The sequence below is a fragment of the Microbulbifer variabilis genome, assembly GCF_052468405.1.
The window spans coordinates 4480038-4492316 of record NZ_CP174343.1 but is presented as its reverse complement, the minus strand read 5'-3'; the positions used below and the strand labels follow the sequence as shown (position 1 = coordinate 4492316).

Annotated in this window: 7 protein-coding genes; 1 reads left to right on the top strand and 6 read right to left on the bottom strand. The window is 53.6% G+C overall.

Annotated elements, in window-relative coordinates:
* Positions 1–27: 27 nt before the first annotated feature.
* The 6 genes from ACJJJB_RS20355 to pilG form a co-directional block, all read right to left on the bottom strand.
* The gene (locus ACJJJB_RS20355; protein ID WP_020413646.1) at positions 28–510 is read right to left on the bottom strand and encodes a chemotaxis protein CheW; all 483 of its coding nucleotides are present in this window, start codon (positions 508–510) and stop codon (positions 28–30) included.
* A gap of 34 nt (positions 511–544) precedes the next feature.
* On the bottom strand, positions 545–6925 hold the full coding sequence (locus ACJJJB_RS20350; RefSeq protein WP_445366293.1) for a hybrid sensor histidine kinase/response regulator: 6381 nt from the start codon (positions 6923–6925) through the stop codon (positions 545–547).
* A 159-nt stretch (positions 6926–7084) separates the two neighbouring features.
* The gene (locus tag ACJJJB_RS20345) at positions 7085–9223 is read right to left on the bottom strand and encodes a methyl-accepting chemotaxis protein (RefSeq protein WP_020413648.1); all 2139 of its coding nucleotides are present in this window, start codon (positions 9221–9223) and stop codon (positions 7085–7087) included.
* Positions 9224–9386: 163 nt separating this feature from the next.
* A complete protein-coding gene (locus ACJJJB_RS20340; RefSeq protein ID WP_020413649.1) occupies positions 9387–9926 on the bottom strand; it encodes a chemotaxis protein CheW in 540 nt (179 codons plus the stop codon).
* A gap of 16 nt (positions 9927–9942) precedes the next feature.
* A complete protein-coding gene (gene pilH / locus ACJJJB_RS20335; RefSeq protein ID WP_026305112.1) occupies positions 9943–10305 on the bottom strand; it encodes a twitching motility response regulator PilH in 363 nt (120 codons plus the stop codon).
* A 235-nt stretch (positions 10306–10540) separates the two neighbouring features.
* On the bottom strand, positions 10541–10936 hold the full coding sequence (gene pilG / locus ACJJJB_RS20330) for a twitching motility response regulator PilG (protein WP_020413651.1): 396 nt from the start codon (positions 10934–10936) through the stop codon (positions 10541–10543).
* A gap of 351 nt (positions 10937–11287) precedes the next feature.
* Between pilG and gshB the strand changes: the two genes are divergently transcribed.
* Positions 11288–12244 (top strand): glutathione synthase, encoded by a 957-nt coding sequence (gene gshB, locus ACJJJB_RS20325; protein ID WP_444902349.1) that lies wholly within the window; start codon positions 11288–11290, stop codon positions 12242–12244.
* The last annotated feature ends 35 nt before the right edge of the window (positions 12245–12279 follow it).

Sequence of the window (12279 nt, the reverse complement as noted above, 5' to 3'; positions counted from 1 at the left end):
AAGATATCGCACTATTTGGGAGTAGCCTCAGTCCATCTCACAGTACTTAAGACAGGCCCGCTCCAGTCCCTGTAGATCGGGGATCACAGCTTCTTCACCGGAAAGTGCCACGTGCATCAACTCACCAGGATTCAATGTATGCTCACGCAGAGCCAGCTCTTCTGGAGTCACCCGTACCAGTCGAGGAGTCCCCTGCAGAATGAGCGCAAAATACGGCAGGTCACCATCAGGGTTACCACTGCTTAGCACCGCAATACGTCCATTTTCAGAAGTGCTACTGAGAGATTCACCGCGCATCACATCAAAAGACAGCAGTGGCAACCTCTGCTCACGCCAGATTAAGTCTCCGAGATACCACTCGGGGGCGTCGTACACAGCCACAGGGGTCTGTATCGCAATGACCTCAGAGAGGCTTTCTACGGGCACCAGCATCTGTCCCTGTTGCAGGGGCAACAACAAACTGCTCACTTCCTGCGGAACATCTACTGACAGTGCTTCAACTTCACTCATTGCCTATCTCTTGTCTATAGTCTTCGAGGCCGCTTCAGCTGCCAACAGCTGAAGCACCTGCGTATTCACGGATTGCCTCAAGTAAAACATCTTCCTGGTATGGTTTGCCCAGGTAATGGTTTACCCCTAGCGACATGGCATGATCCCGGTGCTTGCTACCGGTACGCGAGGTAATCATCACGATAGGGATATCCCTTAAGCGACTGCTGGAGCGGATATGGCGCGCAACCTCAAAACCATCCATACGTGGCATTTCTATATCCAGCAGAATCAAATCGGGAATCTTGTCTTGAAGCTGGATCACCGCATCCTGGCCATCTTTGGCGGTACTTACCAAATAACCCTCGCGCTCAAGGAAACGCGAGGTTACCTTACGTACCGTCACGGAGTCGTCCACCACCATCACTGTTTGCTGGCGATCTTCCGGTTCGGGCTTAGGCTCAGCCTGCAGCTGCAACTGTGGCATTTCCGGGCGAGCGAGCTGAGTTGCCTGGCGGCGCAGCAGGGCATGTGCATCGAGAATCACAACCACGGTGCCATCACCGGTTACTGTAGCTCCAGAAACTCCCTGAACCCCCGCAAATTGTGGCCCCAGGCTCTTCACCACAATCTCCCGGCTGCCGCGGATAGCGTCAACCTGCAAAGCCATGGCGTGCCCTTCTGAACGCACCAGCAAAACTGGCAGCTGCATATCGTCAACACTGAGTTTGGGCTGGGCACCGGACTTCAGTAGGGTACCGAAGTAGTTCACTTCATAAAGTTCACCGGCGTACTCAAAGCGCGCATCCTCGGAACGGTAGTAATGCTCCAGCTCAAAAGGGCTGAGACGCACAATACCCTCGATAGTATTCAGCGGTAGGGCGAATAAGTCCTCACCGATTTTTACCATCAAGGCGCGGTTAACAGATACCGTAAACGGCAACCGCACGACAAACTCAGTTCCGGCACCTGCTTCGGAGTTGATATGTACACTGCCACCGATCTGCTTGAGTTCGGCGGAAACTACGTCCATCCCCACACCTCGACCGGAAATCTGGGTTACCTTTTCTGCAGTAGTAAACCCCGCCTGCAAGATAAACTGCAGTATCTCGTTATTGGACAGCTCAGCATCCGGGCGCATCAAGCCATTCTCGACGGCCTTCTCCCGCACCCTGATTAAGTTAACTCCGGCGCCATCATCGCGAATGGTCAAAACCACTTCGCTACCTTCTCGCGCCAGGGCTACATCGATACGACCGCGCTCTGCTTTACCAGCTGCAAGACGTTCTCCCGGCATCTCGATACCGTGGTCCACGGCGTTGCGTAACATATGTTCAAGTGGCGCAACCATACGCTCGAGCATGGATCTATCCAGCTCACCCTCCACGTTGGAGAAAACGAGCTCAACCTGCTTGCCAAGCTCGGCACTCACCTGACGCACAATACGACGCAAACGCGGTACCAGACGGGAGAAAGGCACCATGCGGCTGCGCATCAGGCCTTCCTGCAGCTCGGTATTCACCCGTGACTGTTGCAACAACAAAGTCTCTGTATCACGCGCTTTGTTATCAAGCGTTGAGCGCAGTTCCATCAAGTCAGAGGTAGACTCCAATAGAGAGCGGGACAGCTGTTGAATAGATGAGTAGCGGTCCATTTCCAGTGGGTCAAAGTCACCATCTTGTTCCGCCAACTGCTCCTGGCGGAAGAGAATTTGTGCTTCGGTTTCCCGGTCCAGACGGCGCAGCTGTTCATTGAGGCGCAACAGAGTTGCATCCATCTCGTCCAGGGCCAGGCCGAACTCACTCATCTGCTCTTCGAGGCGACCACGTGAAATAGCAGTCTCACCGGCAAGGTTAACCAGCTCTTCCAGAAGCTCAGCGGCAACACGTACCATTTCCTGGGGTTGGTTACGAGTAGGAGTCGCAACCTCTGTATTGGTAGTGCTGGACTTGCGAATAAACGGCAATACGTTCCCGCCTTCCGGGTTTTCCACTGGCTCCGGCAGCAGGGAAGGTATGTCGGATGAGTCGATCGGGGTCTGACCCGGCAACTCTACTGTCGGCATAGGCTCTTCGACAGCGTTGTTTACCTCTCCCTCGGTTGGAGGTGCTTCAACGGGCATTTCCTGCAGAGGCGCTTCGCTGCCAGAAACCTGCACTGCAGCTGCTGACGCAACATGTCGATCTGCCCAATCGGTACTGAGCAATTGAACGAAAGCTTCCAGCTGCTCACCCACCATCCAGGCGCGTATGGTTTCAACCCCGTCAGCTATTCGATCGTGGATACGGTGAGCATCGGCAAAAAATTCTGGCGTGGGGCGCGTATTATCACGCATACCCTCAATGACAGTTTCAAAACGGTGGGCAACTTCACCAAGCCCCATCAAGCCAGCCATACGCGCACCACCTTTAAAGGTATGCAACACCCGCTTCAAGGCTTCCGCTTGTTCGTGACTTTCTGGCACGTCCTCCCAGCTCTGGATCAACTCTTCCAGCTCGTCGGTAAGATCACCGGCCTCCTCCATAAAGACATCAACCACATCGGGATCAATGTCAGCCAGCAGACGCTGTTGTTCCGCAACCCGGTCTTCGCTGTGGATAGCAGCTGGCTCAGCAACCAAAGAGATCGCCGTTACAGGTTCCTCCGCGATTGTAAGTTCCTGAGGGATATCGATAAGCTCCGGATCAGGGTGCTCAGTGATAGCTCTATCGGCACGACTATCAGCTGGAGTCTCGGAGAGTGCCTGATACAGGTCATCCAGTGTGGGTTCCTGGGCCTCTTCTGCTTGGGGCTCAGCCACTTCAATATTACTGTCCGGCTCAATGACTTCAGCTCTTGGCCGCGACTCATAATCATCCGGCTCGAGTACTGGTTGCTCCGCTTCAATCTCTACAGCGATAGCTACCTGCTCTGACTCCTCTTCTGCGGATGCGACAGAGTCCAGCTCTTGGGGCTCTATCCCCAATTCACTCAGATCGTAGTCTTCCTCCGCAGCCTCGACAGTTGCCTCGTCCTCCGCCAGATAGCGCAGCGCCTCTTCAACGGCTTCACTCACTTCTGGCAGATCCTGGGCTGCAGCCACGGCATCAACAAGGTCGAGCAGCTCATTGTGTCCTTGTTCCAGAGAAGCCCAAAGTGCAGGCTCCTCCTCAAGCTTGCCGGCCAGCACCTTGCGATAAACAGCCAATAGCAATTGTGCTAGTTCGGCCAGAATGGGCAACTGCGCACGACTGGCAGCCTCTTGCAGGACGTCCAGCTCTTCAGCAACTTCGTTGACTTGAGTTTTATCCGTGGGATTCGCTCGCCATTGGTTGAGCATCTGGTCGGCATCCAACAGAACCCGCATGCCATCGGCCATCAGCACCGCAAGCAACTGTGGGTCTACCGCTTTCGGTTCGTTGGCCTCGCGCTCACGTATCAGATGGCCTACAGAGCGCTCCTGCAATTCCGCTACGCGAGCAACAAACTGCTCAGACTTTTCTACCTGAAGGAGCTCGGCCGCGCGAATCTGCCCCAATACCTGACGAACATAGCTGGCACCATCACCGATCAGCTCGAAGATATCCGCATCAATGGGCACCTGATAAATGCGCAGTTCTTTCGCAAAGCGCTCCAGCGGCGCCATCATCTCGGCAACCACCTTAACTTCCGCCATGTGGGCAGAGCCTTTGAGGGTGTGCAACGCGCGATGGAGCGGATCGCTTGGTACTCCATATACCGGGGCAACTGCGCGCATTTCCATGAGGAAATCATCAACAACAGCGAGGTGCGTCTCAGCTTCCTGGGCGAAAATCTCCCAAAGCTGCGCGCGATCGTCGCTGTTGTCATCTTCAACAGTATCGCTCGTTGAGGCTTCACCAACATCCAACGCCAACAGCTCCTCAGGGATCTGCCCCTGACTAAGCTGCTCAGCCCAAGCCTGCAATTGCAGGGTAAGAGGCTGATCTGGGTCCCCTTTGCCAAGGCGGAAAGCCTCAACCATTGAGGGCAGTTTTTGGAAGACCTGCTCAATCAGGAGTACATGGGCCCGCTGAGGCGTGACGCTGTCATCAATCACCCGATTCAGCATATTCTCCACTGACCAGGCGAGCTCACCGATGTCCAGCGCCTCAACCATACGGCCGGACCCTTTGAGGGTGTGGAAACCACGTCGGAATTCCACCAGAGCATCAGTATTGGCAAAATTTGCCGCCCACTCAGGGAAGTAGTTGCCTATATGGGTAAGGACTTCACTGGCCTCTTCGAGGAAGATTTCAATGATCTCATCGTCGATCAAGCTTTCGCTGTCGTCCACAAATACCTGGGGTTCTGCAGACTCTTGGGCCGGCCCCTCAACGGGTTGAACACTAGTTTGCTCCCCTGCCGGTACGGGCACCTCAACTTCCGAAGTCTCAACAGCGGAATTCTCTACCGCTTGTGTAGCTACTTCAGCCTGTGCATTTACCCCATTATTTGAGAGCCTGTCATCGTCCTGATCAGCCGTAGTGGAAAGCTCTTCTTTGGCAACGCGTGGAGCAGAAACGGAAATGGATTCCGCTTTGGTAACATCGTCTCCACCGGCAACACTCTCAAATGGTAATGCTGCTTCTTCATCAGTGTCGCTGCCACCCGGCAACTCATTAACTGCTTCCGATTCCACCGATTCAGGTACAAAAGTATGGTGATCGGTTAACTCACTTCCAGTTTCCCCGGATATGGCAAATTCGGGGTCAAGCAGATTAAAGCCATCATCCCCCTCCTGACTCTCCACAGTGGCCTGCGGTGCTTCGTCCTGGGGAGCAATTACTTCCGAAGCCTCAATCTGAGGACTTTCGAGGGCAAAGCCCAAGTTGGCCACGCTATCCTCAGCCAGCGCCAACAGCATTTCAGTATCTTCCAGCCCCTCTGAGCGGCGCTCCAGATAATACTCGACACTGGTTATCGCATCAGCCAGGGTATCGAGCATGCGCCATTCAGGCTGTTCAGCTTGCTCGATTAGGGATTTATTAATGTAATGGTTACAACAGGCAATAATTTCACCAGCACGCTGGTAGCCTACCATTTCCAGACCACCACAAACTTCCTGCAGACGTTGCGGTACCCGGCTTAAATAGCTGATATCCCAATGGCTGGCGACATACTCCATTACCGCCTCTTTCACGGCCTCAAGGCCCAGGCGCGCCTCGCGCAAAACTGAGTCGGTGGCATCTCCCATTATCGGCTGTTCATCATCGACCTGCTTATTGCGGTCAACAGTGGCAGCAAGGGCCGAATCAAGCTGTACCAGCTCACCGGCAGCACGCAGTAGGTATTCCTCGACATCGGTGCCGCGGGAGGCATCACGCAGATATTCATAGATGCCGCGGGCGCGGCCGCGCTGCGCCTCCAAGCCAAGTACGCCAAGGGTATCTGCGATCCGCTTGGCAACTGCAGCGGTATCACTTAACGGTGGTTGCTCACTGGCGCCGCTCGGTTCCAGCGCCTCGCGAACCAATTGCAACTCTTCCCGCAGTGCAGCGATCGCAGTACCCAGAGCCTCAGGGCCCATGGCCAGCACGTCCTCTGTATCCGGTCGTGGTGTCCCCGGAACCGCTTTATCCAAGGCAAAACGCTGGTATAAATCCTGACAGCGCGGGCCATTTGGGCCCGCCAGGTATACATAAAAAAGAAGGTTTCGCAGGAAATCCGCATCAAGGCGGGCATCCAACACCTTGGCACCGCGCCCCTGCAATAATCGGAATTCCACATCTACACGGCGCAACAGATGGCGAAGGGCCGGCTGGACATTGATGCGGTGCTCGCCGAGCGCCTCCAGGAGCCCCAGTAGAATCTCCCACTGAGATTGGCGCCGACTGCCGCTATAAAGCAGCTGCATTTTCTCAATGATTTTATTCAGGTACGCCAGACTCTCACCACTGTTCACATCCCGAATCAGGCCGGCAGCTGCTACGTGATACATTTTGCGTAGCTTTGTTACAAGCTCCTGCAAACGTGCACTATCAGCAGTCAGTGGTTGGCGCTTGCCACTTATACGATCCAGGGAGGATAGGTCTGGAGAGAAGAGCGCACCCTCGGTGATCAGGCGCTCACGGCGGACCGCACGCAGGTCATTGAGTAAGGGTAACAGCAGGACTGCGTTATCACGACGCTGAAAAGAGACCTTCTCAAGGTAGAGCGGCAACTCCAACAAAGCGCGCATAAGGAATTCGCGCGTTTCGTCGGTGTTTTCAACACTGCCACTGGCAAGGGCCTGTACCAGTTGTTCCATCTCTTCGGCGAGCATCGCTGCGCCACTGAGTTGAGCCATATGCAGGCTGCCGTGTACCTGGTGAACCAGGGACAAACTATTCTGCAGCAGTGTTGCACCCGCTTCTGGATCCGTGGCAAATGTCTCGAGGAACTGGCGCGCCTGCGCCAGGGTCTCGTTGATTTCACCAATCAGCCAATCCAGGGCCATGAAGTTCGGATTGTCGTGACTCACGCCGAGCCCCCAATAATTCATTCTCTACACAGGCGCTATACCCCGATGCGAACCTGAATCCGCGATTATCTGGAGGGTACTCCGTGCGCCCCTATGTGCCCGGTCTCCAATTGGCTACCGGGTTTTATAAGTGGGTTAGGCCAGAGCCCGATCTTCACGGGACAAGGAATCGGATTCCTCGCTATCGATAGTGAAAGTCTCAGCGTCCATCTCCGGCAGTTCCACATCGTACAGTTCACTGTTCGTCTCAATGCTCTCGTCTTGTGGCAGCTTGAAGCCGGCAACAGATTCACGCAAGGCACTGGCGGTTTGTGCCAGGTTACCAATGGACTGGGCAGTAGCCTGGGTACCAGCAGAAGTCTGCGAAGTAATTTCCTGAATCACGTTCATCGTGTTGGAAATATGACCTGCAGAAGAGGCCTGCTGGCGGGCAGCGTTGGAGATGTTCTGGATCAAGGATGCCAAGTTACTGGATACGCTTTCGATCTCTTCCAGGGCAACACCGGCATCCTGAGCCAAGCGGGCTCCACGTACCACCTCAGTGGTGGTCTGTTCCATGGAAATTACCGCTTCGTTGGTATCAGACTGAATGGCTTTAACCAGGCCTTCAATCTGCTTGGTAGCGGCGGCGGAACGTTCCGCGAGTCGCTGAACCTCGTCCGCAACCACCGCGAAGCCCCGACCAGCATCACCAGCCATACTCGCCTGGATGGCTGCATTCAAGGCCAGGATGTTAGTCTGGTCAGCAATGTCGTTAATCAGGCTTACGATATCGCCAATCTCCTGGGATGATTCACCCAGACGCTTGATTCGCTTGGAGGTGTCCTGAATCTGCTCGCGGATGTTATCCATGCCTTTAATGGTGTTCTGTACCACCTTGGCACCGTTACTCGCGATATGTACCGAGCGCTCGGCTACCTGGGCAGATTCAGAGGCGTTTGCAGATACCTGGTCAATGGTCACCGCCATTTCATTCACCGCCGCAGAGGCTCCGGCAATTTCCTGTGCCTGGTGTTCAGAGGCTTCGGCTAGATGCAGCGCGGTCTGCTGGGTTTCCTGGGACAGACCGGATACTTCCTGTGCAGCTCCGTTGATTCGGGATACCAGAACGCGCAGCTGGTCGATTGTAAAGTTGATGGAGTCGGCAATCGCACCGGTGAAAGCTTCTGTTACTGTCGCGGAGGTAGTCAGGTCACCATCGGCGAGGTCTGCCAGCTCATCCAGCAGCTGCATAATGGCCTGCTGGTTACGTTCGTTGGTATCGGATTCCTGTATCAGGCTGCGGCGGGTACCGGAGAACGCCATTCCCATCATCGCAAAGATCAGAAGCACGAATGCCGCTGCCAGAATGGTGATGGTCATATTGTTTGGCTGGCGTTCGTCCGCCAGGTTTACGATGCGGTCATTCAGGGTACTCAGGGCTTCGAGCAGCTGCGGCGAAGAAGCGATAATGCCGTCAGAGGCCTGGCGTGTTGCAAACAGGGCTGGAGTCGCCTCAAATATCTCGCGTACAGAGGAACTTACGAATTCAAACAGCTCAGTAATTTCATCCAGAGAGCGGCGTGCTTCTTCATCGGTAACGCGGGAGATGCCCATCACCACATCACCGCTCTTCATGCCATCCACCACTTTACCGAACAGGCTGGCATCAGTATTGAACTGATCAGCGGCCGACTCCGCATCGTCACCGCCCTGCAGCATTTTGTCGATATTCCGACCGATACGCTCCGCACGCCATACCTGCAACTGTGCCTGTTCCACCTGATTCGCCGGGGCATTGTTGGCGAGCAGTATCTCCACAATATTGTTGTGCTCTGCCTGCAGTTCAGGCAGCGAGGCACTAAGCGTGGTAGCCACATCGTTTAGGAAGATAATGGTTTCCTTGTTACCGATAATGGTATCTACCTGCTCGCGCAGTTTGCGCCAAACGGTACCATAGGTAGCCAGTTCAGCATCGAGAGCTTTTCGGCTCCCTTTATCCATACCCTGTAACTGGTTCCAGGCACTGGCCATCTGTCCAGAGACCTTTTCCAGTTCCGCAAATGCAGCATCATCACCGGAAGTAGCCGCAGGTGCGTAGGAAACCACCTGATAGGAAAGTGCACGCAGTTCCGCGACTTGTTGCAGGTATTCTTTATCGCGATCGCTGCGGGTCTGCACCAAATAGATACTGACAATCAGTCCCGCCAGTACGGCGAGTACCAGCAGACCCAAACCCAGCGCGGCAGGGTTACTGCGCAACGCGGAAAAGGAACTCTGGGAGCCTGTTTTCATAGTTTACTCCTAGCGGGCCCTAGCATGAGGCCGGTTAAATACCACTTTTTACTTTTAACGCTTTAACGACAATGGCCCTCAGCCAGTGCGGACATCCCTGCACCGCTTGCGGGTCATCCCCAGCATCTCGATACGAAATGCTGGAAATAATCAGATTGGATTTTTAATGGACAGCGGCATCCATAAAGCGGGAATCACTAATCAAAGCCCGCATGTCGAACACCAGCCATCGGTCCTTCTGCAAAATAAACTGGCCATGCACCATCGGCGCAAATGGCTCAATCAAATCTGTTGGAGCTTCCCGGGCATATTCAAATGCCAGGTGCTGCATTCCGTGCAACCTGTCGACAATCAGTCCCACATAGGTTTTATCTCGCTCCAACACCAAAACACGACGCTGCTGACGTGGCCCGGTGAGGTTGCCACCATAAAAGGCAGCGAGATCAATCAGGGGTAACAGGCGGCCACGTACATTGGAAACACCTTTTACCCAGGGTTCCACTCCAGGAATAAAGGTGTACGGTGGCACTTCGAGCAATTCCACAACGTCATCCATAGAGGCGACAAAGTTATGGTCTAGAAGAGAAAAACCGATTCCGGTCCAATAGGGTTTGATTTCCCGGCGCCCAGGCAGGCCTGTGGCCTGCGCCTTTGCGCGCCGTGCGATATCAACAAGAGCTAAATAAGGTGTTTGTGACTGCACTTTGAGCAGCTGACCGTCAGGCCAACACCTCCTCAATGGCACTCAACAATTTGCCTTCATCCACAGGCTTGGTCAGGTAGGCCTTCGCACCCTGACGCATCCCCCAGACACGATCCGTGTCCTGATCCTTGGTGGTAACGATAATGATTGGAATTCCAGCTGTGCTACCGTCCTTGCTCAACTGGCGAGTGGCTTGGAAGCCGTTTAGACCCGGCATCACAATATCCATCAGAATTAAATCCGGGCGCTGCGTACGCGCCACATCCACACCATTTTCACCATTAGGTGCAGTAATTACTGCGTGGCCGTTCTTTTCCAGAATCGTGGTGAGTTTGTGTGTTTCGGTAGGAGAGTCATCAACTATTAATACTCTTGCCATCATTTCCCCCATGACATCTTCTAATCGGCAACTGTGCAACAACGACAGCGCTTGGCGGTATTATTGTCATTATCTTTGTTAGCGTGTGCCAAGTCTGCACTTACTACCAATTTACTGCCTGACTACAGGATTTTTTCATCCTGATAGATGAAAAAATCGCGCTTCCCTCAATATAAATCCTGCCCTGCGGCAGGCTTGTGGCCTCCACAGGGCCTTTTTCTTTTTATGTGCGCTGTCAAGCCGCGTGGTGCGGCTTAGCATGGGCGGAAATAGCGCCCAAAAGTTCACTCTTGCTAAACGGCTTGGTTAGATATTGATCGCAACCAACTACGCGCCCTTTTGCCTTATCGAACAAACCATCCTTACTCGACAGCATTACAACAGGGGTAGAGCGGAACTCACTGTTATTTTTGATCAGTGCGCAGGTTTGATAGCCATCAAGGCGCGGCATCATAATATCGACAAAAATAACATCCGGACGGGAGTCCGCGATTTTTGCCAGCGCATCAAAACCGTCGGTTGCTGTGACTACAGTACAACCCGCCTTTTGCAACAACGTCTCAGCAGTGCGGCGAATTGTCTTACTGTCGTCAATCACCATTACAGTCAGACTTTCCCAGTTAAGCTCCATAGTCTTTTTTGAATCCCCTGTTTACTTATTTTCGGGCACGCGAAAATTTTTTACCTGCACCCTTATTTGGACCGCCTATGGGGCCTGGGTGTCTCGCTTAGCCAAGATCGCACACTGGATGGAACTTTTATCACAGAACCCCAGGTGAATCTAGCAGAGTCGACATACCCCTAGCGATGCAGCTCAAATTATCACCACTTTGCACGCCCTCCCGGTCGGAGGTGTTAAAAAGTTGCACCTTGACGAAGCTGCTCTTACCTTATCCATCTTAAAAATCGGGAGTGGCCATACTACTAAAGCCACAACCACCGCGGCGCGGGATGAAATATCCCATCAAATATGGAAGCCCATATGAATTACTCCCTCGGTGTGGTGATGGACCCCATCGCCCAAATCAATTTTAAAAAAGATACGACACTCGCACTGTTACAGGCCGCACAAGACAGCGGTTTTCAGTTATTTTATTTCGAGCAAACAGACTTGTATCTGGACAACGGCCGGGCAATTGGCAGGGCACGGGCCCTCAAAGTATTTGACGATTCCAAGTGCTGGTTTTCCCTGGAGGAGCCTCAGGAAGTGCCGCTGGGCGAACTAGATACTATTTTGATGCGTGTCGATCCCCCTTTTGACAATGAGTACATTTATTCCACTTATATTCTCGAGGCCGCACAACGCGAAGGTGCGCTGGTAGTAAACAACCCCCAGTCCTTGCGCGACTGTAACGAGAAAATTTTCGCTACCACTTTCCCGCAGTGCTGCCCACCTGTTCTGGTAAGTAGGGATATGCGCAGGCTGCGTGAATTCCACAAGGCCCACCAAGATGTAATCTTCAAACCACTGGATGGCATGGGTGGCGCCGGTATTTTTCACTGTAAGCCTGATGGTGCCAACCTTGGTGCAATATTGGAAATGCTCACCAAACATGGGCGCCAGCAGATCATGGCGCAACGCTATATTCCCGAAATCAAGGATGGTGATAAACGGATTCTTGTTGTCGATGGTGAAGCGATTCCCTTCTGCCTTGCGCGAATTCCCGAGGCGGGTGAAACACGCGGCAATCTGGCCGCTGGTGGGCGTGGTGAAGCGCGTCCACTTACTGATCGTGACCATTGGATTGTGGAGCAGGTTGCCCCCTCTCTGAAAAAGAAAGGGCTGCTTTTTGTCGGCCTGGATGTGATCGGCAATTACCTCACCGAGATCAATGTCACCAGTCCAACATGCGTGCGTGAGATTGATGCGGCTTACAATACCGATATCGGTGCACGACTAATGAGCGCCATCACACACCGATTGGCACAAAAAGGGTAAACTGGGCGCTTAATTTTAAATTAACCCAGGCTGTT

Coding starts and splice junctions, on each gene's coding strand:
- gshB (WP_444902349.1), top strand. CDS start 11,288: ATGAATTACTCCCTCGGTGTGGTGATGGACCCCATCGCCCAAATCAAT.
- pilG (WP_020413651.1), bottom strand. CDS start 10,936: ATGGAGCTTAACTGGGAAAGTCTGACTGTAATGGTGATTGACGACAGT.
- ACJJJB_RS20350 (WP_445366293.1), bottom strand. CDS start 6,925: ATGGCCCTGGATTGGCTGATTGGTGAAATCAACGAGACCCTGGCGCAG.
- ACJJJB_RS20345 (WP_020413648.1), bottom strand. CDS start 9,223: ATGAAAACAGGCTCCCAGAGTTCCTTTTCCGCGTTGCGCAGTAACCCT.
- ACJJJB_RS20355 (WP_020413646.1), bottom strand. CDS start 510: ATGAGTGAAGTTGAAGCACTGTCAGTAGATGTTCCGCAGGAAGTGAGC.
- pilH (WP_026305112.1), bottom strand. CDS start 10,305: ATGGCAAGAGTATTAATAGTTGATGACTCTCCTACCGAAACACACAAA.